The sequence below is a fragment of the Roseibium sp. HPY-6 genome, from assembly GCF_040530035.1.
Classification (GTDB): domain Bacteria; phylum Pseudomonadota; class Alphaproteobacteria; order Rhizobiales; family Stappiaceae; genus Roseibium.
On the sequence record NZ_JBEWCD010000002.1, the window covers coordinates 3,005,090 to 3,030,937 of the forward strand.

Sequence of the window (25,848 nt, forward strand, 5' to 3'; positions counted from 1 at the left end):
CTGCGTTGGGGCAAACGGAAATAAGGAGCAGCGCCGCATGACCGTCGCGACTGCAGAACGAGCACCTCAGATTTCAGGCTACGATGTGGAGGCCGTACGGCGCGACTTCCCGATCCTTTCACGGGAAGTCTACGGCAAGCCGCTTGTCTACCTGGACAACGGCGCCTCGGCGCAAAAGCCTAATGCTGTGATCGATGCCGTTACGAAGGCCTATTCGGAGGAATACGCCAACGTCCATCGCGGCCTGCACTTCCTGTCCAATACGGCAACGGACAATTATGAGGCGGCACGTGAAAAAGTCCGAAGGTTCCTGAACGCCAAATCGGTTGACGAGGTGGTCTTCACAAAATCAACCACAGAGGCGATCAACCTTGTCTCCTACGGGCTTGGTCCGGATTTTTTCGGTGAAGGCGACGAAATCGTGCTCTCGATCATGGAGCACCATTCCAACATTGTGCCCTGGCATTTCCATCGTGAACGGCACGGCTCGGTTCTGAAATGGGTGTATGTGCGCGAGGACGGCACGTTCGACCTCGACGCGTTCGTGGACGCACTGACCGACCGGACGAAACTTGTCGCGATCACGCACATGTCCAACGTGCTAGGCACCGTCGTACCGATCAAGGAAATCTGCGAGATCGCGCACGAACGGGGCATCCAGGTTCTGGTCGACGGCAGCCAGGCAGCAGTCCACATGCCCGTGGACGTCCAGGATCTTGGCTGCGACTACTACGTCTTTACCGGCCACAAGGTCTATGGGCCGTCAGGCATCGGTGTGCTTTGGGGCAAACCGGAAAGGCTCGACGCACTGCGTCCCTTCAACGGCGGCGGCGAGATGATCCTGGATGTTGCGGAAGACGTTATCACTTACAACGACCCGCCGCACCGGTTCGAAGCTGGAACGCCGCCGATTGTTCAGGCAATCGGTCTCGGAGCTGCGCTTGACTACATGGATTCGATTGGCCGCGAAAACATCGCGAAGCACGAAGAGGATCTGAAGGACTACGCCCATCAGAAACTCAGGGAGATCAACTCGCTCAGGATATTCGGTGATGCGCCGGGCAAAGGCGCGATCGTATCTTTCGAAATCGAAGGCGCACATGCGCATGATGTCGCGACGATTATCGACCGCGCTGGTGTCGCGGTAAGGGCAGGGACCCATTGCGCGCAACCGCTCTTGGCAAGATACGGCGTAACGTCTACATGTCGTGCAAGCTTTGGGCTCTATAATACGCGTGATGAAGTGGACGCACTTTACGAAGCCCTTTTAAAAGCGCAGAGTTTTTTCGGGTAAGGACGGACCCAGGATGGAAAACGTGACAACAATCGACACGGCTGCCGATGGCGCTGAGCTGCAGGCGGAAGTTTCGGCCAAGACTGCAATCCCAAGCGATGAGCTTGATCGCCTGACGACTGATATCGTCGGTGCATTGAAGTCAGTTTACGATCCCGAGATTCCCTGCGATATCTATGAGCTGGGCCTGATTTACAAGGTCGATATCGAAGATGATCGCTCGATCAATATCGATATGACCCTTACAGCACCGGGGTGTCCGGTTGCGGGCGAAATGCCGGGATGGGTTGAAAATGCGGTTTCCGCAGTCGCAGGCGTCGGTCCGGTCAATGTCGATATGGTGTTCGACCCGCCCTGGACGCCGGATCGCATGTCGGACGAAGCGAAAGTTGCGCTCAACTGGTATTGAGTTCGATACCTTTTATCCGATAAGCTGAACACCTATATCAGGTTTTGGTGACTTGGAGCAGAACGAGGACCAAATGGCCGCTGCCGGAAAATTCAAGGTTATGAGTATGACCGATACCGCTGCAGAGCGGGTGAGGGAACTTGTCGAAAATGCAGACAAGAACGCCGTTGGCTTGCGTGTCGGCATCAAGAAAGGTGGCTGTGCCGGCATGGAATACACCATGGATCTGGTGGAAGATGCCAAGCCCGGTGACGATGTGATCGAGGACAAGGGAGCAAAACTCTTTATTGATCCTTCAGCCGTTCTGTTTCTGCTTGGTACTGAGATGGACTTCGAAGTCACCAAGTTCCGGTCCGGTTTCATTTTCAAGAATCCGAACGAAGTGTCAGCGTGCGGTTGCGGAGAATCCGTTTCGCTACAGGCAGCAGACGCCGGTGCGCTGAACGCAAACTGACACGACCCGGTATTCTCCCAGAAAGCATTCCATGAGATTATTCGAGCGGCTCAAGTCCGACGCGGCAGAGCAATGGGTCGATTACACCCAACACACCTTTGTTGAAGAGCTCGGTAAAGGCGCGTTGCCTCTTGCGTGTTTCAAACACTATCTGGTGCAGGATTATCTGTTCCTGATTCAGTTTGCCAGAGCCTATGCGCTCGGCATCTACAAGAGCCCGACGGTAGCCGACATGCGCCACTCTCTGGAAGGGGTGAAGGCCATTCTTGATGTGGAACTCGAGCTTCATATCGAGATTTGTGAACGCTGGGGGATGCAGCGCAAGGACATCGAACAAGCTCCTGAAGACACGCCAACCATGGCCTACACGCGGTTCGTTCTCGACGCGGGCATGGCGGGTGATCTGCTGGACCTTCAGGCCGCTCTTGCCCCCTGTATCATCGGGTATGCCGAGATTGGCAAACGCCTTCACATGATGGGCTGCGATAAGCCGGACAATCCTTACCAGCGCTGGATACAGGAATACGCAAGCGCAGGCTATCAGGATCTGGCTCAGGGTTTTGAAAGCTGGTTTGAAGACACCTCGGCCAAAGTGCTCACGGAACACCGGTATCCGCGTGTTTTGTCTTTGTTTGAGAAAGCCTGCCGGTTGGAAAGCGATTTCTGGCAGATGGGGCTAAACGTTACGAAAGCACCGGAAAGCTAAGGCGTATGGTGCAAGCTTCGGTGAAGATCGGGCCCCAAAAAACCTACGCGACGTTTTCTTCGTCATTGGCTGCCGACAGATCAACTTCTGTTTTGACCAGGTTGCGCCCGGCATTTTTGGCGGCATAGAGCGCTTCGTCGGCACGTGAAACTATGGAATGAGCTGTATCCATACTTTCGAAGGTTGCAATTCCCACCGAAATTGTTACTCGTCCGAGGTTTTCCCCTGTGGATCTTTTGACCAGTTCCTTCGACATGACAGCCGCACGAATTTTTTCGCCTATCTCAATTGCTTCCTCAAGATTGCATTGCGGCAGGATAATTGAGAACTCTTCACCGCCATATCGGCACGCAATGTCTTGGGTCTTGATGTTCTGCTTTACGGCCAGTGCGACAAGGCGCAGAACCTGATCACCGGTCTGGTGACCGTAGGTGTCGTTGAACTTCTTGAAATGATCGATATCAGTCATCAAAAGCGCAAAGCTTCGACCGCTCTCTTTTGACTGATCAATGATTTTTTCAATCGAGACTTCGAAGTGTTTGCGATTGTTGAGAGTGGTCAACTCGTCTGTCAGCGATTCGTACCTGATCGCCTCGAGAGAGGATTGAAGGTTCTCGATGTGCTTTTTGGATTCAAGAAGCTGGCTCTCAAGCTTTCTGTTCGAGGCAACGGCATTCTGTGTCGACTTCACCAGATGCGTGACGTACATGTGAAGCTTCTGCGGATCTTGAATTTCTTTGATCTTTTCGCCGGCTTGCTCGAGCGCATTGCCGTAGTCGGATGTTGCATCAGCGCTCAGTTTCAGAGAATCGATCAGCTCCTCAACTTCACGCGACACCCGTGTTCCAACTTCGTCGAGCCGGTCACCAAGTCGTGTCGGTGAGAGAAAACGGCCGTAGAGGTTCAGCATTTCATCGGTGCTGATCCGGCCATTGCTTTTGATCGTGTCGTTGATGGCACGATTAAGGCCTTGATTGTATCCAGCAGAATACGTGTACCAAAGCTCGTAAGAGCGAGGATAGGCAGGAAGCGTGTTTTTTCTTATGTAACCAATAGCGGATTCACCATATTTGATGGTCCGGTTATGGTCGTCTTCATCCGACATAAAACTTCTCTCAACTCAGCCATGCGAATCCGCCCCACACGGTCACAAGCTCAGGTTCCAAAGTCGGATGGAAGTTTTAATGAGCGGTTAAGCTTAAGGGATTTCCCGCATTTAAATTAACGCTACGACGCCTTTTTCGGACGCGGCTCACGGAGCAAAAACGCTGGAATGTGAACGCCAGGACTGAAAGCCGGTTCAAACTTGTCGCTTTTCGGCTTTTTGTTCGCGGATTTTTGCGGGATCTCAGAGACTGATGCCTGGTTGATCACGTCCTGTTGCTCCTGTTTGACATCAGTTTCTGCGTTGCGCTGCCTGGATTGCGCGCGCCGTTGGCGTGGCGCCTTTGCCTGCGATGCGTCGTTGTCGTTGCTGGATTCATTTTTCGCGTTCTTGCCTGACTTCCGTCTCGCCTTACGCTCCTTCGCCGCCGCCTCGAAATCTATCGGATCACCCAGCCAGTCAATCGACTGTTTGATCAGCTCTTCGATCGCGTCGAGATACTTTTTGTCCTCACCGGTAACCAGCGTGTATGCCGTGCCACTGCGGCCGGCCCGACCCGTGCGGCCAATACGGTGCACATAGTCTTCCGCGTTGCTCGGCACGTCGTAATTGAAGACGTGACTGACCTCTGGAATATCGAGGCCACGTGCGGCCACATCGCTGGCCACCAGGAGCTTGATGTTCCCTTTGCGGAAATTATCCAGCATCATCATGCGGGTACGCTGGTCCATGTCACCGTGAAGCGTTCCGACGTTGTATTCGTGGCGTTCAAGCGAACGGAAAAGCGTCGAAACGTCTCTTTTGCGATTACAGAAAACGATCGCGTTCTGAAGGTCTTCAGCGCCTTCAAGCAATTCACGCAGGGCTGCGCGTTTTTCGTAATCCTTGGAGGCAGCTGCCCTTAGACGCTGACTGACATTTTCTGCAGTGGATGAGGTGGGCGCGACTTCGATACGGGCAGGATTTTGCAGGAATGTATCGGTCAGCCGTTGAATTTCAGGCGGCATCGTCGCTGAAAAGAACAGGGTCTGACGCGTGAACGGAATCAGTTTGCAGATCCGTTCGATATCGGGAATGAAGCCCATGTCCAGCATGCGGTCCGCCTCGTCGATGACAAGGATTTCCACGCCCTGCAGCAGCAACTTGCCGCGTTCGAAATGATCCAGCAGACGACCAGGAGTGGCAATCAGCACGTCTGTACCGCGGTCCAGCTTTCTGTCCTGCTCCGCGAACGATACGCCGCCGATCAATAGAGCAACGTTCAGCTTGTGGTTCGTGCCGTATTTTTCGAAATTTTCTTCAACCTGCGCCGCCAGCTCGCGTGTCGGCTCCAGGATAAGCGTTCTCGGCATCCGCGCGCGGGCGCGGCCCTTTTCGAGAAGCGTCAACATCGGCAATGTGAAACTGGCGGTCTTGCCGGTTCCCGTCTGCGCGATCCCGAGTATGTCGCGCCGCTCCAGGACCTGGGGGATTGCTCCTGCCTGGATTGCTGTGGGTTCCTTATAACCTGCTGCATCAACTGCAGAGAGGACCTTCTCGCTAAGACCGAGAGTATCAAATGACATGGAGCGTTTTGCCCGGATGTTGTGGTAATAACAATACGGCACTTGGCAAACCGCCAGCGCCGTTGTGCGCACACTACAGTTACGGGTGCTGGTGTCAATGCGCCGAAGTGGTAAAATTCCAGGAAAATCGAGTATTTCCGGGAAGGAATTGCCATTGCAGTTAATAATGCAGGCACCAAGCACTAGAACCTCTGCTTCTAGGACATAGTGCCTGCCGCAATATTAAGCAAAGTTATCGTTGATTTCAGAAACAAACGATCTCACGCAAGTGCGAAAAAGCCATGATCTTGTTCAAACAAGAGCTTCGGCAATCATGTCGTCTCTTTGTTTTGCGTCTGGGTGAGATACGCAGACTTCAGATATCAAGATCGTCGGCGAATTCAGCATTTTCCTGAATAAACCTGAACCGGGCTTCCGGTTTGTTGCCCATGAGGCGTTCAACCGTGTCGTTCGTTGTGCCGATTTCCGCCTCGTCTACGTCGACCTTCAGCATAGACCGTTTGGCCGGGTCCATCGTCGTTTCCTTCAATTGCGCCGGCAGCATTTCGCCAAGACCCTTGAAGCGGCCGATTTCGACTTTTGATTTTCCCTTGAATGCTGTCTCGAGCAATTCGTCCTTGTGGGCATCGTCGCGGGCATAGAGCGTCTTTCCGCCCTGGCTGAGCCGATAGAGCGGCGGGACAGCCAGGTAAAGGTGGCCACCGCGAATAAGCTCGGGCATCTCGCGGTAAAAAAAGGTAATGAGAAGCGATGCGATATGAGCGCCGTCCACATCGGCATCGGTCATGATCACAATCTTTTCGTAGCGCAGATCTGGTTCTCTGTATTGCGACCGTGTTCCGCAGCCTAGCGCTTGTATCAGGTCTGCAAGCTGTTGGTTGGCGACCAGTTTGTCTCTGCCGGCATTTGCAACGTTCAGGATTTTTCCCCGGAGTGGAAGGACAGCCTGGTTTGAGCGGTTACGGGCCTGTTTTGCCGAGCCACCCGCGGAATCTCCCTCCACGATGAAGAGCTCGGTTCCATCCGACTGGTTGGCTGAACAATCCGCCAGCTTGCCGGGCAGGCGCAGTTTCCTGACCGCAGATTTGCGCGCGACGTCCTTTTCCTGCCGCCTGCGGAGCCTTTCGTCGGCCCGGTCGATCACCCATTCCAGCAGCTTGTTCGCCTGGTTCGGCGATGCTGTCAGCCAGTGGTCAAAGGCATCGCGAACTGCGGTTTCAGTTACACGCGTCGCCTCATTTGTCGCCAGCTTGTCTTTGGTCTGGCCAACGAATTCCGGCTCACGAATGAAAACGGACAACATCCCGCCCGCCGATGTCATGACATCGTCGCCGGTGATGATGCTGGCTTTCTTGTTGTTCGTGAGTTCACCATAGGCTTTCAACCCGCGCAGCAGCGCATAACGAAAACCAGCCTCGTGCGTACCGCCCTCGGGCGTTGGAACGGTGTTGCAGTAGGAGTTCACGAAGCCGTCTCCGGCAAACCAGTTGACCGCCCATTCGACCGACCCATGCTTGCCGGTCTTGTCCGTGCGGCCCGCGAATATTTCATCAACGACACGCCGCTCGGTGGTCAGGCGCTCGGCAAGAAAATCTTTCAGACCGCCAGGAAAGTGAAAAACGGCCTCCGTCGGCGTTTCGTCTTTGCCGGTAATCAGATCGGCGGAACAATGCCACCGGATCTCGACGCCGCCAAAGAGATAGGCTTTGGAGCGTGCCATCTTGAGCAAGCGGGCAGGCTGGAACCTGGCACCTTTGCCGAAGATTTCCTCATCAGGCTTGAACCTTACAAGCGTGCCGCGGCGATTCTGGGTATCACCGACCATTTCCAGCGGCCCTTGCGGGTGACCCCGGCGAAAGGTCTGCCGGTAGAGTTTTCGGCTTCTTGCGACCTCAACCACAAGTTCTTCCGACAGCGCATTGACAACAGACACACCGACGCCGTGCAGTCCCCCCGATGTCTCGTAGACCTTGCTGTCGAATTTGCCGCCTGCATGAAGCGTCGTCATGATCACTTCAAGAGCGGATTTGTCCTTGAACTTGGGGTGGGGGTCAACGGGAATGCCGCGTCCGTTATCTACTATGGTGAGATAACCATCGGTGGAGAGTGAAACATCGATCCAGGTCGCGTGGCCGGCAACGGCTTCGTCCATCGAGTTATCGATGACTTCCGCAAAAAGGTGATGGAGCGCTTTCTCGTCAGTACCGCCAATATACATTCCCGGGCGGCGGCGGACGGGTTCCAGGCCCTCAAGAACCTCGATATCGGCAGCGGAGTAGTCTTCAGTCACGGCGACGGGAGCAGGCGTGCGTGTTTTGGATGGGGCCGCTTTCGGGGCGTCATCGTTCATCGGTGTTGAAATCGCCGCATTGCCAGCAAATAGGTCGTCTTTTGCACTCATTCCGTCTCGCCTGCAGGGTCTGAAACTCGTTTCGCCGAAATTCAGCGCCACTGTCTACACCGAATCACACCTAAGTTTGAAGTACAAATGAAGAACGATAAAGGATTTTGCCGCGTTGCCCCGGTTTTCAACAGACTGGCCCATTTTCGGCTCCGGAAACAGATCATCAACCTGCTTGTGTTTTGATGTTTTTCAAAAGGGTGATGCATGGGCAACACAAGAATTGTGCCAATTCGGCAACACTCGCCAACAGAGTCATGTTCGAAGGACTTGAATGGCGAGGCTGCCCATGTTCAGCCATTTTTGAGCAGCAACCGTTACGCTAAGCTTCGGTTGTTCGGCGATCTATGTATGCATTGTTCGGCGAATGGCCAAGAGAGGAAGAAACCCGCAAATGGTCTTAATTGGGCCCACAATGGCCAAACTTAAGCCGAATTGATTGGCCAACTTGGGCCGCGCAAAAAGAGCCGTCCGGTTGTGGCCCGACGGTATGAAGAGACAGAAAATGCGCGAGGCGCGAACAAATATAAAAGCCGTCAATACCAAACGGCCCGCCGGTGAGTACCGTCCGGTGAGTAATTGTGTGACTGGCAGGCACAACACACTTTCGAAGGTCTTCGGCTTTGGAAAACAAACAACTGCGTCCATCGCGCTGTTGTTGGGTCTTTCAGTGTCCGCACTGGCATTCGATGGTCAGCCGACTCCCAATGTCCAGATCGGACCCAATGATCTTTCGCCGACAGAAGCGCTGCGTGCAGGCGCGCGCCAGTATTATGCGGGAGACAAGGCCGGTGCATTGAATTCTCTTCAGTATGCGGCCGAAAACGGTCAGCCTATGGCCGCCTGGAAACTTGGCGAGATGTATGCCAAGGGGGATGGCGTTCAGGAAGACGACCTCAAGGCATTCCAGTATTACAGCCAGATTGTGCGCGAACATGGCGACGACAGCCCGAGTGCGCCAGATGCGCCATTTGTATCCAGCGCGTTTGTCGCACTTGGCACCTATTATCTGAACGGCATTGACGGTTCGGTTCCGCAAAACGAAACGCGGGCCCGGCAGATCTTCACGCATGCAGCGTCCTATTTCGGGGATGCTGACGCCCAATACGAGTTAGGCCGAATGTATCAGGACAACAACAGCCGAATGGCCGTTCGCTGGTACAATCTCGCGGCCATCAAGGGGCATATCGGAGCGCAAGCCCGATTGGGTGAAACACTGTACATGATCGGCACGTCTGAAAAGAAAAAGGCGCGCGGTCTCATGTGGATGACGGTTGCCAGAGAACAGGCAACCGGTTCGGAAGCCACGTGGATCAACACGATGCACGAACAGTATTTTGCTGTGTCTCCGGAAACTGTTCGCGAGAAGGCGAGGGTGCTCGCCGACGGCTGGATCGAACAGAACCGCTCGGACCTGCTCACCGCACAGCAGCTCAAGACGCAATAGCTCATTTAGTGTCGGCTATTTTCGCAGTCAGCTGGCTCTAGCCGTGCTCCACTGCGTTGGCCGCCCGCTTGTCCCGTTGATACTCCAGCGCTCCAGCTGGGGACTGGTTCGGCACAAGGTTCTCGGGCTCGAGCGATGAGTAAGGGCAGGGCGCGTTGCTGAACTTCCAAGACGTATTGTTCAGCACCATCGAGCAGGTCGCCATTTGCATGCCGTCCGGGCTTTTCAGGCAAATCGATTCCCCGATCCCGTAGTCTTCACCTTTGTACCTGCAGGTACAGCTGATGTTCTGAGCGTAGGCAAAGGAAGCCACGCCAAAGACCACGATTGCTGCGGTAAGAGAACAAAGTCTTGAAAGCTTGATGAAATAAGACAGTCCGATGCTGCGCTGAAGCACCGGATTTTGCAGTTGCCCGCTGCAGACCGGCGCGGACGGAATATGTCGTTGCGTTATCCCATTACCGAAAAGACTAGCATGCAATGACCATTGTGCAAGTCTGGCGTCTGCAAGCTGGCGCGACTGTACACGGTCCACAGGCGTCATACACGACAGAATTCTGCTTGTAGATTTCGTTTTCAGGCAGCCAGCTTCACCCAGACGGGAACGTGGTCAGAAGGTTTTTCCCAACCGCGGACGTGTTTGTCGATCCCGCAGCCGGACATAAGATCTGTTGCTTGCGGCGAGAGCAGAATGTGGTCGATACGGATGCCGTTGTTCTTCTGCCAGGCACCTGCCTGGTAGTCCCAGAACGTGTAGGTTTCCTCCGCTTCGGTGCAGGATCTGACCGCTTCCGTAAAGCCAAGGTTCTCCAGCGCCCTGAAACGCTGCCGGCTCTCGGGTTGGAACAGGGCATCATCAAGCCAGTTCTGAGCGTTCTTTGCGTCGACAGGCTCCGGAATGACGTTGTAGTCGCCAAGCAGCATATAAGCGCCTTCATCGCGCAGCCGGTTTTCAGCATGCGCGATCAGTCGTTCCATCCACGCGAGTTTGTAAGGAAATTTCTCTGTGCCGAGTGGATTGCCGTTCGGGAGATAAAGGCAGCCGAATCGAACAGCTCCCCTGGAGGTCGATACGGAGGCTTCTATGAAGCGTGCCTGCTCGTCGGCGTCATCACCAGGAAGGCGCCGTTCAACATCCTCCAAAGGATGCTTGGACAGCAAAGCGACGCCGTTAAACCCCTTTTGGCCATGTGTTTCCACATTGTAGCCGAGCTCTTCAAAGGGCTGCCGCGGGAAATTCTCGTCAACGGATTTGATTTCCTGCAGGCACGCCACGTCGGGAGACGTCTCCTTGAGCCACTCCAGCACAGTGTCTATGCGTGCCTTGACACCATTGATGTTCCATGTCGCGATTTTCATCGGGCCGAATGTCCTGTTTATGGTGTCAGCCGGAACAATCAGCCCGGATGTGATTTGTCTTCAGATCGTGAAACTTGTACCGCAGCCACAGCCGGCAACGGCGTTCGGATTGTTGATCTGAAAAGACTGCCCGATGAGATCGTCCACAAAATCAATCTCCGATCCGCCCATATATTGGAGCGAGATCGAGTCGATCAGAACAGTCGCGCCCGGCTTTTCGATGACCAGGTCGTCATCTTCTGTGCTGTCGACAACGTCATATTTGTACTGCAATCCCGAGCAGCCACCGCCTTCCACACTCACGCGGAGCATGCTGCCGGACGGCTCACCGGACAATATTTTCGCGATACGCTTGGCAGCGCGGTCGCTGACTGTTACTCGATTTTCAAGTGTTTCGGTCATGTTCCACCGACTCGCTGTGCTCTTATCCGTGGCAAAGAGCAGGAAACCTGATTAATTCAGATAAGTAAGTTTTGAAGTCGCCCGCGTCAATCTGCGGAGTTCGGCGAAATGGGGTGAAGATGCTGTGAACGGTGACTGGTCCCAGGTAAAATCGGATCTCGGCTTTGGCGCGCAATCACGCGCCGCCTATGCGGAGAACCCGCTCCAAAGCAGGGGGCGCCTCTTTCCTGAAACGGAAAGTCCTACCCGAACGCCGTTCCAACGGGACCGCGACCGGATCATTCATTCATCTGCGTTCAGGCGTTTGAAGCACAAGACACAGGTATTTGTTTATCACGAGGGCGATCATTACCGCACGCGTCTGACGCACACGATCGAGGTGTCGCAGATAGCTCGTTCGCTTGCCAGGGCGTTGCGCCTTGACGAGGATCTGGCCGAGTGCCTCGCTCTTTCTCATGATCTGGGACACACCCCCTTTGGCCACGAGGGCGAAGATGTCATGCATGAATGCATGGCCCCCTTCGAAGGCTTCGACCATAACGCGCAGTCCCTGCGTGTCGTGACATTACTCGAACAGCGCTATGCCGAATTCGATGGATTGAACCTTGCCTGGGAAACCCTGGAGGGGTTGGTCAAGCACAACGGACCTCTGCTTGACGGGGCCGGGAACCCGCTTGGAAAATTCAGGAACAGCCAACTTCCGTTTGCGATCCGCGCGTATGCCGAAAGACAGGACCTCCTTCTGGACACCTGGCCGGGTGGAGAAGCCCAGGCAGCGGCAATCGCCGACGACATTGCCTACGACGCCCACGATCTGGATGACGGCTTGAGAGCAGGCCTTTTTGCGATCGAGGATATGCGAGAAGTACCTTTTTTGGCCGACATTCTAAGCGAGGTCGACCGAAAATACCCGGGACTGGAAGAGGGGCGGCGAATCCATGAAATCGTGCGTCGCTCGATCACCAGGATGGTCGAAGACGTCATACGGGAGTCGATTGAGAATCTTTCTGATCTCGCACCTGAGAGCGTTCAGGATATCCGCAACGCGGGCAAGTGTATGGTCGGATTCTCAAACGACATGGTGACGGCGGAAAAAGAGGTGAAACGCTTCTTGTTTGCGCGTGTCTATCGTCACGACGACGTTCTGGCCGTCCGAAAACTTGTCGCACGCGTCGTCAGAGATCTGTTTGCCCGGTTCCAGTCGGAACCTGACCTGATGCCGCATCCTTGGAACGTCGGTTTGGCAGAACTGGATAATAATGAGATTGCGCGGCGCATTTGCGATTACATAGCCGGAATGACGGACCGCTTTGCGATAGAAGAACACCGCAGATTGTTTGACGACACACCTGAATTAGGGTAGGCGCTTGATCACCTTATTCACCCTGTCGCGGTTGTGGTGTTGGCCGCCTCCACGCGCCGGGATGTCATGAATGAATGACCAAAACCGACCGGTGCTCAATGAACATTTTCGCGGACTTCACGCAGCGCGTAAAAAAAATCATAGAAGAACTTGAAATTAAAGACGCAAGTGGAGTTTCCCCAGACCTTTCACGTGTGGTTGTCGAAGCGCCCAGAGATCCGGATCACGGGGATTTTGCCACGAACGCTGCCATGGTGCTCGCAAAACCCATGGGCGTAAAACCGCGCGAACTTGCAGAACGGCTTGTTGATGGCCTGAAAAAGGACCCCGACATAACGGAAGCAACGATTGCGGGTCCCGGATTTATCAACCTGCGTGTTGCACCGGCCGTGTGGCAGCGTGTTCTGGGAAGCATCCTGGAACTGGGCCTGCGTTTTGGCGCGACAGTTCCGCAATCGCCTTCCAAGGTGAACGTCGAGTACGTTTCAGCGAATCCTACCGGACCGATGCATGTCGGTCATATTCGCGGTGCCGTCGTCGGTGACGCCCTTGCCAATCTCCTGACCTTCGCCGGCAGCGACGTCGTCAAGGAATACTACATCAACGACGCGGGGTCACAGATCGAGACGCTCGCGCGCAGCGCGTTCCTGCGCTATCGCGAAGCACTTGGCGAAGATATTGGTGAAATTCCCGCTGGACTGTACCCGGGCGATTATCTGAAACCGGTCGGCGTCCTTCTCAAAGATCGGTATGGCGACAAACTTAAGGATATGCAGGACGCTCAGTGGTTGCCGATCGTCAAGGACGCTGCCATGGCTGCCATGCTGGATCTGATACGGACTGACCTTTCGGCACTTGGCGTCGAACACGAGATCTTCTTCTCCGAAAGAACACTTCACGACCGTACCGGCGTAAACGGTTCGAAGATCGACCATATGCTCGACGGGCTCAGGGAAAAGGGCCTCATTTATCAGGGAACCTTGCCACCTCCGAAAGGTCAGATGCCGGAAGACTGGGAAGATCGTGAGCAGACTCTCTTCCGGGCGAGTGATTTCGGTGACGATACCGACAGGGCTCTGAAGAAGTCCGATGGTTCCTACACCTACTTCGCCGCGGACGTAGCTTATTTCCAGGACAAGTTCGAGCGCGGCTTTGAAGAAGCGATCTACGTTCTTGGTGCCGATCATAGCGGCTATGCCAAGCGGCTGCAGGCTGTCGGCAAAGCGGTTTCAGGCGGAAAGACCGAAGTCATCGTCAGGTTTTGCCAGCTTGTGAAACTGATGCGAGACGGCGAACCTGTGAAGATGTCCAAACGGTCCGGTGATTTCATCACGCTTCGCGAAGTTGTCGACGAAGTGGGGCCGGATCCGGTTCGCTTCATGATGTTGTTCCGGAAAAACGACGCACCGCTCGACTTCGACTTCAAGAAGGTTACGGAACAATCGAAAGACAATCCGGTTTTTTATGTGCAATATGCGCATGCACGTTGCTGTTCGGTCCTCAGGCAGGCAGCCGAAGAGCTTCCTGATCTGGTCGTGAACGATGCAGTGCTTGCTGAAACGGATTTCACACTGCTCGAGGATGTGGGCGAGCTTGAGTTGATAGCAAAGATGGCGGAGTGGCCTAAAGTGGTGAATGCAGCCGCGGACACCCATGAGCCACACAGGATCGCATTTTATCTACATGAATTGGCAAGTTCTTTCCACGGTCACTGGAATAGAGGCAAGGAAATGCCGCATTTACGTTTTATTGACGCTGGTAACTCGAAATTAACCCTGGCACGTCTTGCATTGGTTCGTGCAATATCTTTGGTGCTTGCTTCAGGGCTTTCGATTCTCGGCGTCAACGCTCCTGAGGAAATGCGCTAGATCTATATCGCAGTCTGGTGCGTCGCAGTGAAAGACGTACAGGCAAAACGGAACCGGTTTTCGTAAAGCTCATGTCAAAAGACTACGAAAATGAGAGTACGGATTTGCATGCGCCGGCCGATGAGGCTGACGCAGAACGGCCTGCTTTGGAAGATCCATTGCTTGAGTTGGCAAGAATTGTCCATAAAAACAAACAATTGGGTGCAAATGTGAGCAGCGGTCGAGTTGGTACAACAGACTATTTTGCTGGACTGGACGACTTTACCGGTGACGGCGACGAGACACCGGAGACCGGCGAGGCTCGCGTGGAACCGACATTCGCGCCAACGTCCCCCAAACCGATCAACAGCGAACCATCACCTTTTCGACCCGAAGATTCACCGTCACCTATTGTTGGCGAGATCAGAAACCAGTTTTTTGCAAGGCGTCAGGACAATTCGGGGTTGGACGCTCCGACCGCACCAGCACCGGCTCCTGCCCCTGTTGTCGAAAAGACACCGGAAAATGTTTCACCACTCTGGCCAAGACTAAGCGAGCCGGCGCCGGCGCCTTCTCGTGTATCTGTACCTCAGCCGATTACGCCCGCACCACACTTTGCGCAGCCTGATCCAGTCGAAGAAACGCCGACAGTTGATGATTCAAATCCTGTCCAGCCGCCACGTTTGGACATCGGACAGCAAAGACCGGTGCTTGCGCCGACGGTTGCGCTTGATCTTGAGCAAAACCTGACTGCCGAACTGGAAGATGAACTCATTGGCGCGTTGCGGCAGTCTGTTGATGACGACGTTCCGACTTTGCCCGAAAAAGACGTTGGTTCACCTGTTCAGGCGGACCCGTTGGACGACATTGCGGAAATCGAAGTAGCTTCGAACGCTTTGGAAAAAGATGCGCCGACGCCGGCTCCGTCACCAGCACCGTCTGATACATTTGTTCGCACTCCGATGGACATCCTGCGCAGCCGGGAAGGCGCACCTACTCCTGCTCGCACACCAGGTCTCGTGACAAGAGATCGGCCAGAAAACGCGACTGAAGCTTCGCCTTCAATACCGGCGGTTCAAACACCCGCGTACGAAGGTGCGCGCAACCAGGTCAGCGAACCTGTCGATACACTGGCCGAGGAAGGAAAGCGTCCGGCAATTGACGAGAACGACCTGTTCGCCGCACTTAATCCGGAACCGGTGTCAGACGCGTCTGCAACATCACATCAACGCGCCAGCGAAAAAGAAAGTCCTGCTGGAATAGACGCGCTGTTTGCAGATCTGGATTTTCCTGACCGCGAAGCGAGGTCTCCCATCCTACCCGATGAAGACCTGTTGGAGCCGGAACCGCAGGAGCCCCCTGAAACCTCTGCGGACGATATCGACGATTTGGCTTGGCCGGACGCAGCCAATGCCGTTCCTAAAGTGGATGAGGATGAGACGCTTCCCCCTGTTGAGGGTTATGACCTCGATGCCGTTGCACGCGCGATGCAGGAGAGCGATCCGAGCCTGAATGGCGCAGGTATTTTGCCGCCCCATTCGGCCGCCGAAGCTCAAGCGGCACCGCTCGCCAAGGAGAGGTCACGCCGTGGCCTTTATGTCTCTCTTGGGATTGTAGGCGTAGCAGTCTTGGGCGGAGCCGGGTTTTTCCTGTTTGACGGAGATGCTGTGCAGGTACCAAGCGGTCCGCCTCCCGTCGTTGCGGGTCTGCAGGAGCCGCTTAAGATCTATCCGGAAGAAAGTCAGGCACAGCCAACCGAGAGTTCGACAAAACCGTTTCAGGATCGTTTGGGTCAGACGACGGAATCGGCGCCGGATAGTCTGCAAGTTCCGGTTTCTCCTCAGCCTGTCGAGTTGCCACCTGCACCAGAAGGAACGCGTGGTGGGGCAGACCTTGTCCCGGGAACACCGAAGCAAGTCACGACAATCAGGGTTGGGCCTGACGGGAAATTTGTAACCGAAAGCGAAGGCGCGCCGGTAGGCACCGTGCAGCCGGAAACCCCAGCTGTTATCGCCACGGATCAACCAGTGCCAGTGGTGTCGACCCCGACCGAGGCAATCGAAACACCACGCGTTGTCGAAACAACGCCCGTAAACACAGCAACGCAGCTTGCCGAACCTTTGGTATCCGCTCCTGAACCGTCAGAAGCAACACCTGCGCAGCCGCAAGTAGACACTGCAACGCCAATTGCAACGTCTGAACCGGCAGCGCCGGAAGTTCCCGCCGTTGCTGCGGTGCCGGAGCAGACTGAGCCCGCACCAGTTGAAGCAGCTGCCGATCCGGTTCCGGTGATATCAGCTATTCCCCGAAAGAAACCGGCGGCTCCGGTTCAAGTCGCACGCGCTGCAGCGCCGGTTACGCAGCCGGCACCGGCCACATCGCAGCAGACGGATGGCCCGTTGGTTCTCAACAATGCGGCAAGTACACCGGCATCGGCACCTGCAACCTCTGCGGCGGCTGGAAATACACCGAGTGGCTCAATACCCTCGGGCACATACATCGTTCAGGTGACGTCACAAAGATCTGCGGCGGCCGCTAGCGATGCCTATTCCGGACTTCAGCGGCGTTATCCTTCAGTTCTTGGAAGCCGGAATGCCGTCATCGTATCTGCGGATCTCGGTGATCGGGGTGTCTTCTATCGGGCCCGCATTCCAACCGGATCGCGTCAGGAAGCGATTACGCTTTGTGAAAGTTTGAAAGGCGCAGGCGGCGACTGTTTTGTGCGCCGCCAGCCCTGATACTTTTCCTCGTAAGTAATGAGGGGCCGTTTATTCGGCCGCCTGAAGGCGGACCGGATCATCGGATCCGGTCAGTTTTGAAGCCATTTCCTTGTAAATACGGGCAATTGCATCGATTGCCTTTCGAACCGCAGGTTCGCGGCGAACGTCTCTATGGACAATGATGTGTTCCGAGTTCGTCAGTTCCGGCAGGGGGCCGGAGAGAGACACTAGATCCGGATGCGCATTGCCCATGAAAACAGGCAGAAGCGCGAGCCCTGAACCCGAAGCTGTCATGTTCATAAGCGTGGTCATGGTATTCGTACGCATTTTCGGTCGACTGATGCGCCTGTCTTCCATCCAACGGACTTGCGCCGGGTACCATAAATCGTCCGGGGCGAAACCGAGCCAGGCGCACTCTTTGTATCTTTGCTCGCTCAAAGCCGCCGGATGCGCCGAAACGTAGTCTTTGGATGCAAAGACCCCACAAGAAACATCACCGACTTTGCGAAACAAGAGCGTATCGCTTTCAGGCAGACAGTTTCGGATCTGCAGCTCTATGCCACGTGTCTGATGGTTCGCATGAAGATGACTGGAGATTATTTCAAGTTCCACACCGTCCAAAAGGGCGCTCAGGTCGGCAAACTTGTCCGTCAGAATCCTTGCACGGACTTCGTCCACAGCGACACGGACGACTTTCAACGCAGATCCGGAGAGATCCGGTAAGACGCGACTGGCGGCATCTGCATTCTTGCGCATGTCTGCGGCAAGAGGGATGAGGCGAAGACCTGCTTCCGTCGGCTTCAAGCCGGTCGGCGTTCTGTCGAACAGACGCGCTCCGACACGATCTTCAAAACTCTTAAGTCGTCTGCTCAGTTGCGGCTGGCTGAGGTTCAATGCGCGGGCTGCGCCCGACAGGGAGCGCATTTTTGCGGCCGCATCAATCAGTTTCAGGTCGTCCCAGTTCATCAAGACGATATACAAAATTAGGCGCAAGAGAGCAATGCAATGCAAATACGTATATCCGGCATTGGCAATTGGTAACTGAACGAACCTCGTTTTGATTGCTAGATAGGACCGGATTGCTGTCAGGAGTTTCCATGCCGACAACCTCGATCTATGCGCGCCGTGAAAACACGGCATTAGCGTTCGTGCTCGCACTCGCCGGCATGGCGGCATTCACGCCTGTATTTGCAGCCGGAAAGATTGCCGACGGTTTGCTTCCCGTTGCTGTCCTGGTCTGGTTGCGTTTTTTGGGAGGTGCCATCTCAATTGTCGGCGTTGGTGTGGCAAAGCGTGTTCCCGTCTTTTCCAGACTGAGTCCACTTTGGAGGCTCCACCTTTTGCGCGCTTTCTGCGGTGTCGGCGGCTTGGCATGTTCACTTTACGCGGCCACCATTCTGCCGCTTGCGGACGCGACCGCAATAGGTCTGACAAAAGGTATTATCGCAATTGCACTTGCTGGGCTCATCCTGAAGGAAGTTATCACCGGCCGGCACTGGGTTGCCGGGATACTTTGCGCGATCGGGGCTTATTGTGTCGTAAGGGCCGCCGATAACACTGGCGCTCATGACACGCTTGCATTTGATGGTGTTGTGGCGGCATTGCTTGCCGCTGTTTTCATGGCCTGCGAAGCGCTGATCATGCGCTACATCGCGCAGCGTGAAGACACGGTAACGATCCTTGCCTATGTAAACGTGTTCGCATCACTTTTGCTGACAGGTCCGGTCATCTGGCTGATCAGTACGCAAGACATCTCTTTGCCGAGCTTGTTGGCATTTGCCTGGCTGGGCCCGCTCGCCATCGTTGGCCAGTCCCTGAACATTTCAGCATACAGACGCGCCGGCGCAGCAACACTTGCACCTATCTATTATGGCAGCGTGATTTTGGCGGCCATCTTTGCATATCTCGTTTGGGGCGAGATCCCGACGACACTGGCGGCAATAGGTGCCTGTCTCATCATACTGGGTGGTGTGATCCTCTCCATACCGCTTCAAAAACGGGGAACGCCGACAGTCACCTAATGGGTCATTGCCACCGGTCAGCTTTCAAGGAGTTTTTCCGCGAGGAAGGGAAGGCTTTCATCAAGCCGGTAGTCAATAGAAGAGTGGTTGTCGTTGAACTCCTGATAGACATGCCCGACAGCGGCAGCCTCAAGTTTGCGATGCAGCCGCCTTGCGCCGTAAACGAGATTGTACTGGTCGACGTAGCCGCAATCGACCCAGAGACCCTTCAGGGATTTCAAGGCATCAACGTGTGCCCCGACCATTTCCACGGGGTCCCAGGACAGCCAGGCATTCCATCGTTCCTCAATAAGTTCGCAGGTCTCCAGATCCACGGGCAGTCTGATCCCGCAGAAGACATCCGGATTCGGGTCGGGGTCATAGGTGGCCGCCATGGCAAACGTCATGAGATCATGCAACGAATTGCCAGGATATTTCGGACCCTTTTCGAAGTCTTTGACAAAGGCCTCAATCGATCCAGCCTTGGCGATCGCCCTCAGCGCACTCGGCATTTCAGGCAAATAGCAAAGCTCGAAGGCCATGTCGCCGGAGTGGCAGGCCGCAGCCGACCAAACGTCAGAATGCAGCATCGCATGGACGATAGACCCGTAACCGCCCGAGGACTTGCCGAAAATTGCGCGCATACCCTGACCGCCGCACTTGAACCGTCCTTCGACATCTTCAAGCATTTCTGTTGTCAGCCAGGTTGCCCAAGGCCCAATCGCCTGGCTGTCGATGTACTGGTTTCCGCCAAGCCGGGTGAAACAGTCAGGAAAGGCGACCGCAACAGGTGGCATGTCGCCATCATGAATGAGCCGGTCGAGGCGTTCAGGGACATTTTCGCCAAAATTCTTCCAATTCACGTGCGCCGGGCCGCCGGCAGTAAAACCGACGATATCGACAAGGAGAGGCAGGCCGCTACCATCGTGTCCATGGGGCAGATAAACGTCAATTTCGCGTGTTGCGGTGTCGCCCAACCTGTTTTGTCCGAGGATCTCGGACCGGTGTGAGATCCTGTGAAGCGTGCCTGCTGGAATGTCGAGACGTGCGCGCATGTAATTCTCCCAGGTACGCGTGGTTTGGTGCGGTAGGAATTCATCAAAGGAAGCCGGGCGGCAGAGGTTGCCGTTGCGCCATGTTTTCCAGAATTCCGAGTAGAATGAACACATCCTTTGAGTCCGGTTCCAACCAGACAAAAACCAGGAGAACGACACATGCCAAAACGATTGCTTGCTTAGCGCGCTTCATCGCCGAACACTCTACCCTTTGGTGCTCACTGCTCACTAGATTGCAAGTTCAGGGGATGGACGCAAGAGGATAAGCCGTGTTTCTTGACGGGTCTGACGCTGCCGGGTAATCCGGATGCTATGACCAAGGCCTTTGTTTCCGGCTGTGCCGGACCGACCCTCACGCAGGATGAAATTGCCTTTTACAAGGAGGCTGATCCGTGGGGTCTGATACTGTTTGCGCGCAACGTCGAAAGCCCGGATCAACTGAGGAAGCTCACATCCGATTTCCGGAACGCAGTTGGCAGGCAGAACGCACCTGTTCTCGTGGACCAGGAAGGCGGACGCGTCCAAAGGTTGAAGCCGCCACATTGGCCAAAATACCCGGCGCCTAAACTCTACGGTGACCTCTTTAGAATCAGCCCTGAACGTGGACTGAGAGCGGCCTGGCTCGGTGCAAGGCTGATCGCTTCAGATCTGCATGATGTCGGCATAACGATCGATTGTCTTCCGTGTCTTGATGTTCATTTCAAGGATACCGTGGATGCGATTGGCGATCGTGCGATGTCGAACGACCCCGAAATCGTGACAGCGCTCGGTCAGGCCATGGTGGAGGGCGCTCTTGCTGGCGGCGTTCTCCCGGTCATCAAGCACATTCCCGGTCATGGCAGGGCGCAAGTTGACAGTCATCTTGAGCTGCCACGGGTTGATGCAGAGCTTTCAGAGCTGAAAAGCGTGGATTTCCAACCTTTCAAGGCACTTTCGCAGGTGTCTTTGGGCATGACAGCCCATATTGTCTATGAAGCGATCGACCCGGAAACAGCTGGTACGCAAAGTGCGGCGGTTGTCAGGGATGTTATTCGCACTGAAATCGGGTTTGACGGCTGCCTGATGAGCGATGACATCTCCATGAATGCGCTCGGCGGGGATTTTGTTGAACGTTCGCGTAAGACTGTGGAGGCAGGGTGTGACATTGTCCTGCATTGCAATGGCGATATGGACGAAATGAAAGCCGTTGCTGAGGCGGTTCCAACGCTTGGTGGAGAGGCCGAACGCAGGTGCGTGGCCGCGCTCGACGGCTGGAGGGAACCGGAAGCCGGCTTCGACAAAAACGCCGGTTTGGAAGAGTTTCAGGCATTGACCGGCTGACGGGTGCCTGACCGGAGCTTGAATGGCGGAACTGGAAACTCATAGGCAGGTTGCCGGCGACGGCTCCTTCGACTTGCTCAGCAATGTCGATACGGTTGAGCAGCGCGCAACGTCCGATCCGCAACTCGTTGTTGATGTGGAGGGCTTTGAAGGCCCACTCGATTTGCTGCTCGGGCTGGCCCGTACGCAAAAAGTGGATCTCGCCCGAATTTCGATCCTCGAACTTGTCGAGCAATATCTGGAGTTCGTCGCCGAGGCCCGGCGGATGCGGCTCGAACTTGCAGCCGACTATCTTGTGATGGCGGCGTGGCTTGCGTTTTTGAAATCAAAACTGCTGCTGCCAGAACAAAAAGACGAAGATGAGCCCACCGGCGAAGAACTTGCGGCCGCTCTTGCCTTCAGACTGAGGCGGCTGGAGGCAATGCGGGATGTTGCCGCGAAGCTTATGGACAGGAGCCGGCAAGGGCGCGATGTCTTCCATCGCGGCGACCCCGAAACCATGTCGGTTCAGCAAAAAAGCATCTGGGACGCATCGGTCTACGATCTGCTGTCGGCTTACGCGACCCAGAGGCAACGGCAGTCGGTCACGTCAGTTAGGGTCCTGAGACGAAAGGTCTGGTCCTTGCAGGAGGCGAGGGAACTGCTCGCCAAACTCGTTGGCCGCGTGAGCGAGTGGGCGCCGTTGAATGCCTATCTGCGGGACTATCTCTATGACAACAAGGATTGGGCGACCATCGTTGCCAGCACATTTTCCGCCAGCCTGGAAATGGTGCGCGAAGGGCAGGTTGAGATCCGGCAGGGTGAAGCGTTTTCTCCGGTTTACATTCGATCCATCGTGAAGGACGAGGATCATGACAACTGAGGACGCCAAGCAGACCAACGCGAAGGGCACGGCTGCAGGGGAAGAACATTCGGGAGGTGACCTTGCCGGCCAGCGTATGATTGAAGCGTTGCTGTTTGCCTCTTCCGAACCGCTGTCGCTTGAGGAACTGACGCTGCGCGTGCCAGAAGGTACGGATGTTGTGCAACTCTTGGAAGATCTCCAGCGGCTCTATGCGCCACGAGGTGTCAATCTGGTCAAACTTGCAGGAAAGTGGTGTTTCCGCACGGCTGAAGATCTCGCTTACCTGATGCATCGCAATGTCGAAGAGCAGCGCAAACTGTCTCGTGCCGCCCTGGAAACACTAGCCATCATTGCCTATCACCAGCCAGTTACGCGTGCTGAAATTGAAGAAATACGTGGCGTCTCCACGTCGAAGGGCACACTCGACGTGTTGCTCGAAACAACCTGGATTCGCATGCGAGGCCGCAGGCGGACACCCGGTCGGCCCGTAACCTATGGTACAACGGAACAGTTTCTGGTCCATTTTGGTCTCGAAAACGTAAAGGATCTGCCCGGTCTGGAAGAACTGAAAGGCGCCGGATTGCTGGACAGCGCCGTGCCTGCCACCTTTGTCGTACCGACACCGAACGACGAAGTGGCATTGACCGAGGACGAAGATCCGTTAGAAGACGGATCGTTCTTTGATGACGATGCCGAAGAGACTGCCGAAGCTTGATGCCACAGGAAAACAGGCCGCAATCTGCGCTGGGAAACGGGCGCCAGCCAAACTGGGGCGCACCGGGGACTGCGGGCGCGACCATCGCTGCAGGCCTCGTATTTGAGAACGTCTCGCATGATTACGACGGTGTCGCGTCGGTTCGCGATCTGAGCCTTTCGATTGCGCCGGGTGAGATCCTCTGCCTACTGGGTCACTCGGGCTGCGGCAAGACGACACTCATGCGAATTGCGGCCGGCGTTGAAAGGCAAAGTCTTGGCAAAGTGCTGATCAACGGCCAGGAGATCGCTGGAGACCAGACTTTCCTGCCGCCCGAAAAGCGCGGCGTAGGCCTGATGTTCCAGGATTATGCGCTATTTCCTCATATGACGATACTGTCGAACGTAATGTTTGGTCTGACGGGACTGTCCAGGAAAAATGCGCAAGCGGCTGCTTTTGCAGCGCTTGGCCGTGTCGGACTTGCGGATTATGCCGCAGACTATCCGCATGCGCTGTCCGGTGGTGAACAACAAAGGGTCGCCCTGGCGAGGGCTCTGGTGCCGCGGCCTGGTATCCTGCTTATGGACGAGCCGTTCTCCGGTCTCGACAAACGCCTACGGGACAGTGTCCGGGACCAGACGCTAGCGGTCATACGTGAGACGCGGGCGACGTGCATTATCGTGACCCACGATCCTGAAGAAGCGATGCGGATGGGCGACAAGATCGCGTTGATGCGCAAAGGACGTCTTGTTCAGCACGGTACCGCGGCCGAGCTTTACAACAATCCCGTTGATCTGTTCGCCGCCCGTTTCTTTTCCGAGTTGAACCAGATTGAAGGCCGTGTCACGGCCAAGGGCGTAGAAACACCGCTCGGACTTCTTGGCGTGGAAACCGGTTCGGAAGGCGAAAAGGTCGATGTGTGCATCCGGCCTCAGGGGATCTGTCTCTCCAACGCCGGTTTGTGCGGTGTCCCGGGGCGTATCCTGTCAAAACGATTCGTCGGCGAGGTCGATCTTCTATCTATCGTTGTCGACGGCCTTGACCACCCGTTGCAGGCCAGGGTCCGCGCAGGCAGCTCCTGGGAGGCTGGAATGGACGTCGCTGTGGACACTGATCCGAAAGACGTGCTTGTTTTTCCGCGCAGGGAGTCCCAATTCTAGGTGAAGAAACTGCCCTGAACGTCATCATTCTGTCTAAGAGCGCAAAATGTCCTTCAGGTGTATGTTGCAGGGTGAGAGCCGTTTTTGTAAAAGGGCGGCAGGGCTTTAAAGCCGTTTATCAGGAGTTTGGCGTATGGGCATTAGTATTTGGCAGATCTTGATCATCGCAGTGGTGGTGGTTCTGCTGTTCGGACGTGGAAAGATTTCCGAACTTATGGGCGATGTAGCCAAGGGAATTAAGAGCTTCAAAAAAGGCATGGCCGAAGACGACACTGCCGATGCCCCGAAGACCATCGATCATCAGGCCGGCGACGCAGCTCCGTCTGCGAAAGCTGAAGATCAGACCAAGGCGAGCTGATCTTAATCTGCATCGCGTCTCCTTAAGGGACGATAGTTCTCATGTTCGATATCGGCTGGACCGAACTCATGGTGATTGCCTGTGTGGCAATCATTGTTGTAGGGCCAAAAGACCTGCCGCGCATGCTGCGCACACTTGGACAGACACTGGGAAAAATGCGGCGCATGTCGCGCGAGTTCCAGTCGACGTTCAACGATGCTTTGCGTGAAGCCGAGCAACAGGCCGATATTGCCGACATGAAAAAGCAGGTTGAAGACGCAGCAAACTTCAATCCGTTGGGTGACCTCAAAAAGTCGATCGAAGAGGACGCTGCTCAAAAGGCGTCACGTCCGATGACGACGAAACCTGCATCAGCGAGTGCGGAAACGGCTGCCGAGAAGCCGAAATCTGCCGAGACCGACGGAGGAAGCACAGAGGCTTCACAGCCGGTCGCTTCGGCGGATAGTGAGAGCAGTCCGGACAAAAAACCGGTGACGGAAGACGTTAAGGCATGAGCCAGGATGATATCGACGCCTCAAAGGCGCCCTTGATCGAACATCTGATTGAATTGCGGCAGCGGCTGATGTGGTCAATAGGCGCGATACTGGTGATGTTCATCATCTGCTTCTACTTCGCGACAGACATCTACAATATTCTGACCGTCCCCTACATGCGCGCAGTTGGCGGCGAACATCCGGTAGAAATGATCTTCACGGCACCGCAGGAATGGTTTTTCACGCAGCTGAAACTCGCTTTATTCGGAGCCCTCTTCCTGGCCTTTCCGGTCATTGCGAGCCAGGTTTACATGTTTGTGGCACCCGGGCTCTACAAACACGAGCGCGGGGCATTCCTGCCGTTTTTGCTCGCAACGCCAGTTCTCTTTCTGATCGGCGCTTGCCTTGTCTATTTTCTTGTGATGCCGATGGCGATGGGGTTCTTCCTGTCGCAGGAACAACCTGGTGGTGATGGTCAGGTGGCCATTCAGCACCTGGCAAAAGTCAGCGAATATCTCGGCCTGATCATGGTTCTGATCTTCGCGTTCGGGCTTGTGTTCCAGTTGCCGGTGGTTCTCACGCTCCTCGGGCGAGCAGGCCTCGTGGGTTCCGATGATCTTAAGAAAAAGCGCAAATACGCAATCGTCGGGGCCTTCGCTGCTGCGGCAATTCTGACACCACCTGATCCGATCTCACAGATCGGTCTTGCACTCCCCACGCTGCTTCTCTACGAAGTCTCCATTCTGTCCGTGAGATTGGTGGAGCGCCAACGCGCGCAGCGGGAAGCTGAACGCGAAGCGGAAGACGCGACAGCCTGATTGGCTTGTTTGGGTCTTGACCAGCTCCCGGACGGAATGTGTTGAAAACGACCG

The 25,848-nt window shown here is 55.3% G+C and carries 24 protein-coding genes; 16 read left to right on the top strand and 8 right to left on the bottom strand.

Annotated features, from left to right (window positions below; genetic code table 11):
* Window positions 1–37 precede the first annotated feature (37 nt).
* The 4 genes from ABVF61_RS24905 to tenA all read left to right on the top strand — a co-directional run bounded on the left by ABVF61_RS24905 (window position 38) and on the right by tenA (window position 2,863).
* A complete protein-coding gene (locus ABVF61_RS24905) occupies window positions 38–1,294 on the top strand; it encodes a cysteine desulfurase (protein ID WP_353996221.1) in 1,257 nt (418 codons plus the stop codon).
* A gap of 13 nt (window positions 1,295–1,307) precedes the next feature.
* Window positions 1,308–1,703 carry an SUF system Fe-S cluster assembly protein gene (locus ABVF61_RS24910; protein WP_353996222.1) on the top strand — a complete coding sequence of 132 codons (396 nt, stop codon included), beginning with the start codon at window positions 1,308–1,310 and terminating at the stop codon, window positions 1,701–1,703.
* 100 nt (window positions 1,704–1,803) lie between these two features.
* On the top strand, window positions 1,804–2,157 hold the full coding sequence (gene sufA, locus ABVF61_RS24915) for a Fe-S cluster assembly scaffold SufA (protein WP_353996223.1): 354 nt from the start codon (window positions 1,804–1,806) through the stop codon (window positions 2,155–2,157).
* 31 nt (window positions 2,158–2,188) lie between these two features.
* Complete coding sequence (tenA, locus tag ABVF61_RS24920) at window positions 2,189–2,863, top strand: thiaminase II (RefSeq protein WP_353996224.1); 675 nt, start codon at window positions 2,189–2,191, stop codon at window positions 2,861–2,863.
* A gap of 43 nt (window positions 2,864–2,906) precedes the next feature.
* On the opposite strand, the gene ABVF61_RS24925 is transcribed toward tenA, so the two are convergent.
* The 3 genes from ABVF61_RS24925 to parE form a co-directional block, all read right to left on the bottom strand.
* Window positions 2,907–3,968 (bottom strand): GGDEF domain-containing protein, encoded by a 1,062-nt coding sequence (locus tag ABVF61_RS24925; protein ID WP_353996225.1) that lies wholly within the window; start codon window positions 3,966–3,968, stop codon window positions 2,907–2,909.
* Between the two features lie 122 nt (window positions 3,969–4,090).
* Complete coding sequence (locus tag ABVF61_RS24930; RefSeq protein ID WP_353996226.1) at window positions 4,091–5,533, bottom strand: DEAD/DEAH box helicase; 1,443 nt, start codon at window positions 5,531–5,533, stop codon at window positions 4,091–4,093.
* 355 nt (window positions 5,534–5,888) lie between these two features.
* The gene (gene parE / locus ABVF61_RS24935) at window positions 5,889–7,934 is read right to left on the bottom strand and encodes a DNA topoisomerase IV subunit B (RefSeq protein WP_353996227.1); all 2,046 of its coding nucleotides are present in this window, start codon (window positions 7,932–7,934) and stop codon (window positions 5,889–5,891) included.
* Window positions 7,935–8,517: 583 nt separating this feature from the next.
* Between parE and ABVF61_RS24940 the strand changes: the two genes are divergently transcribed.
* Window positions 8,518–9,381 carry a tetratricopeptide repeat protein gene (locus ABVF61_RS24940; RefSeq protein ID WP_353996228.1) on the top strand — a complete coding sequence of 288 codons (864 nt, stop codon included), beginning with the start codon at window positions 8,518–8,520 and terminating at the stop codon, window positions 9,379–9,381.
* A gap of 37 nt (window positions 9,382–9,418) precedes the next feature.
* Here ABVF61_RS24940 and ABVF61_RS24945 read toward each other — a convergent pair whose 3' ends face one another.
* From ABVF61_RS24945 to erpA, 3 genes are all read right to left on the bottom strand, one after another.
* Window positions 9,419–9,778 carry a hypothetical protein gene (locus tag ABVF61_RS24945; protein ID WP_353996229.1) on the bottom strand — a complete coding sequence of 120 codons (360 nt, stop codon included), beginning with the start codon at window positions 9,776–9,778 and terminating at the stop codon, window positions 9,419–9,421.
* A 179-nt stretch (window positions 9,779–9,957) separates the two neighbouring features.
* The gene (xth, locus tag ABVF61_RS24950) at window positions 9,958–10,740 is read right to left on the bottom strand and encodes an exodeoxyribonuclease III (RefSeq protein ID WP_353996230.1); all 783 of its coding nucleotides are present in this window, start codon (window positions 10,738–10,740) and stop codon (window positions 9,958–9,960) included.
* A 60-nt stretch (window positions 10,741–10,800) separates the two neighbouring features.
* Entirely contained in the window at window positions 10,801–11,142 is a 342-nt protein-coding gene (erpA, locus tag ABVF61_RS24955) for an iron-sulfur cluster insertion protein ErpA (protein ID WP_353996231.1), read from the bottom strand.
* A 124-nt stretch (window positions 11,143–11,266) separates the two neighbouring features.
* Here erpA and ABVF61_RS24960 point away from each other — a divergent pair, with 124 nt between their 5' ends.
* The 3 genes from ABVF61_RS24960 (at window position 11,267) to ABVF61_RS24970 (ending at window position 17,090) form a co-directional block, all read left to right on the top strand.
* Window positions 11,267–12,505, top strand: a complete 1,239-nt coding sequence (locus ABVF61_RS24960; RefSeq protein WP_353996232.1) for a deoxyguanosinetriphosphate triphosphohydrolase — start codon at window positions 11,267–11,269, stop codon at window positions 12,503–12,505.
* A gap of 98 nt (window positions 12,506–12,603) precedes the next feature.
* Window positions 12,604–14,373 carry an arginine--tRNA ligase gene (gene argS / locus ABVF61_RS24965; RefSeq protein ID WP_353996491.1) on the top strand — a complete coding sequence of 590 codons (1,770 nt, stop codon included), beginning with the start codon at window positions 12,604–12,606 and terminating at the stop codon, window positions 14,371–14,373.
* A gap of 209 nt (window positions 14,374–14,582) precedes the next feature.
* A complete protein-coding gene (locus ABVF61_RS24970; protein ID WP_353996233.1) occupies window positions 14,583–17,090 on the top strand; it encodes an SPOR domain-containing protein in 2,508 nt (835 codons plus the stop codon).
* Between the two features lie 30 nt (window positions 17,091–17,120).
* Here ABVF61_RS24970 and ABVF61_RS24975 read toward each other — a convergent pair whose 3' ends face one another.
* The gene (locus ABVF61_RS24975) at window positions 17,121–18,065 is read right to left on the bottom strand and encodes a LysR family transcriptional regulator (RefSeq protein WP_353996234.1); all 945 of its coding nucleotides are present in this window, start codon (window positions 18,063–18,065) and stop codon (window positions 17,121–17,123) included.
* A 104-nt stretch (window positions 18,066–18,169) separates the two neighbouring features.
* Between ABVF61_RS24975 and ABVF61_RS24980 the strand changes: the two genes are divergently transcribed.
* Window positions 18,170–19,093, top strand: a complete 924-nt coding sequence (locus ABVF61_RS24980) for a DMT family transporter (RefSeq protein ID WP_353996235.1) — start codon at window positions 18,170–18,172, stop codon at window positions 19,091–19,093.
* A 17-nt stretch (window positions 19,094–19,110) separates the two neighbouring features.
* Here the strand turns inward: ABVF61_RS24980 and ABVF61_RS24985 are convergent, their stop codons facing one another.
* Window positions 19,111–20,127, bottom strand: a complete 1,017-nt coding sequence (locus ABVF61_RS24985; RefSeq protein ID WP_353996236.1) for an alpha/beta hydrolase — start codon at window positions 20,125–20,127, stop codon at window positions 19,111–19,113.
* Window positions 20,128–20,439: 312 nt separating this feature from the next.
* Here ABVF61_RS24985 and nagZ point away from each other — a divergent pair, with 312 nt between their 5' ends.
* The 7 genes from nagZ (at window position 20,440) to tatC (ending at window position 25,794) form a co-directional block, all read left to right on the top strand.
* Window positions 20,440–21,447 carry a beta-N-acetylhexosaminidase gene (gene nagZ, locus ABVF61_RS24990; RefSeq protein ID WP_502950019.1) on the top strand — a complete coding sequence of 336 codons (1,008 nt, stop codon included), beginning with the start codon at window positions 20,440–20,442 and terminating at the stop codon, window positions 21,445–21,447.
* A gap of 22 nt (window positions 21,448–21,469) precedes the next feature.
* Window positions 21,470–22,309 (top strand): segregation and condensation protein A, encoded by an 840-nt coding sequence (locus tag ABVF61_RS24995; protein WP_353996238.1) that lies wholly within the window; start codon window positions 21,470–21,472, stop codon window positions 22,307–22,309.
* Between the two features lie 76 nt (window positions 22,310–22,385).
* On the top strand, window positions 22,386–23,006 hold the full coding sequence (gene scpB, locus ABVF61_RS25000; protein ID WP_353996492.1) for an SMC-Scp complex subunit ScpB: 621 nt from the start codon (window positions 22,386–22,388) through the stop codon (window positions 23,004–23,006).
* Window positions 23,006–24,145, top strand: a complete 1,140-nt coding sequence (locus ABVF61_RS25005; RefSeq protein WP_353996239.1) for an ABC transporter ATP-binding protein — start codon at window positions 23,006–23,008, stop codon at window positions 24,143–24,145. The genes scpB and ABVF61_RS25005 overlap by 1 nt, the downstream gene beginning before the upstream one ends.
* Before the next feature lie 133 nt (window positions 24,146–24,278).
* Window positions 24,279–24,503, top strand: coding sequence for a twin-arginine translocase TatA/TatE family subunit (locus ABVF61_RS25010; RefSeq protein ID WP_305985536.1), 225 nt, complete (start codon window positions 24,279–24,281; stop codon window positions 24,501–24,503).
* Window positions 24,504–24,544: 41 nt separating this feature from the next.
* Window positions 24,545–24,997 (top strand): Sec-independent protein translocase protein TatB, encoded by a 453-nt coding sequence (tatB, locus tag ABVF61_RS25015; protein WP_353996240.1) that lies wholly within the window; start codon window positions 24,545–24,547, stop codon window positions 24,995–24,997.
* The gene (tatC, locus tag ABVF61_RS25020) at window positions 24,994–25,794 is read left to right on the top strand and encodes a twin-arginine translocase subunit TatC (RefSeq protein WP_353996241.1); all 801 of its coding nucleotides are present in this window, start codon (window positions 24,994–24,996) and stop codon (window positions 25,792–25,794) included. Before tatB ends, tatC begins: the two co-directional genes overlap by 4 nt.
* The last annotated feature ends 54 nt before the right edge of the window (window positions 25,795–25,848 follow it).

Bases quoted from the DNA above. Each gene is read 5' to 3' on its own strand.
- ABVF61_RS24905 (WP_353996221.1), top strand. From the start codon at position 38: ATGACCGTCGCGACTGCAGAACGAGCACCTCAGATTTCAGGCTACGAT.
- ABVF61_RS24910 (WP_353996222.1), top strand. From the start codon at position 1,308: ATGGAAAACGTGACAACAATCGACACGGCTGCCGATGGCGCTGAGCTG.
- sufA (WP_353996223.1), top strand. From the start codon at position 1,804: ATGAGTATGACCGATACCGCTGCAGAGCGGGTGAGGGAACTTGTCGAA.
- tenA (WP_353996224.1), top strand. From the start codon at position 2,189: ATGAGATTATTCGAGCGGCTCAAGTCCGACGCGGCAGAGCAATGGGTC.
- ABVF61_RS24925 (WP_353996225.1), bottom strand. From the start codon at position 3,968: ATGTCGGATGAAGACGACCATAACCGGACCATCAAATATGGTGAATCC.
- ABVF61_RS24930 (WP_353996226.1), bottom strand. From the start codon at position 5,533: ATGTCATTTGATACTCTCGGTCTTAGCGAGAAGGTCCTCTCTGCAGTT.
- parE (WP_353996227.1), bottom strand. From the start codon at position 7,934: ATGAGTGCAAAAGACGACCTATTTGCTGGCAATGCGGCGATTTCAACA.
- xth (WP_353996230.1), bottom strand. From the start codon at position 10,740: ATGAAAATCGCGACATGGAACATCAATGGTGTCAAGGCACGCATAGAC.
- erpA (WP_353996231.1), bottom strand. From the start codon at position 11,142: ATGACCGAAACACTTGAAAATCGAGTAACAGTCAGCGACCGCGCTGCC.
- argS (WP_353996491.1), top strand. From the start codon at position 12,604: ATGAACATTTTCGCGGACTTCACGCAGCGCGTAAAAAAAATCATAGAA.
- ABVF61_RS24980 (WP_353996235.1), top strand. From the start codon at position 18,170: ATGCCGACAACCTCGATCTATGCGCGCCGTGAAAACACGGCATTAGCG.
- ABVF61_RS24985 (WP_353996236.1), bottom strand. From the start codon at position 20,127: ATGCGCGCACGTCTCGACATTCCAGCAGGCACGCTTCACAGGATCTCA.
- nagZ (WP_502950019.1), top strand. From the start codon at position 20,440: ATGACCAAGGCCTTTGTTTCCGGCTGTGCCGGACCGACCCTCACGCAG.
- ABVF61_RS24995 (WP_353996238.1), top strand. From the start codon at position 21,470: ATGGCGGAACTGGAAACTCATAGGCAGGTTGCCGGCGACGGCTCCTTC.
- scpB (WP_353996492.1), top strand. From the start codon at position 22,386: ATGATTGAAGCGTTGCTGTTTGCCTCTTCCGAACCGCTGTCGCTTGAG.
- ABVF61_RS25005 (WP_353996239.1), top strand. From the start codon at position 23,006: ATGCCACAGGAAAACAGGCCGCAATCTGCGCTGGGAAACGGGCGCCAG.
- ABVF61_RS25010 (WP_305985536.1), top strand. From the start codon at position 24,279: ATGGGCATTAGTATTTGGCAGATCTTGATCATCGCAGTGGTGGTGGTT.
- tatB (WP_353996240.1), top strand. From the start codon at position 24,545: ATGTTCGATATCGGCTGGACCGAACTCATGGTGATTGCCTGTGTGGCA.
- tatC (WP_353996241.1), top strand. From the start codon at position 24,994: ATGAGCCAGGATGATATCGACGCCTCAAAGGCGCCCTTGATCGAACAT.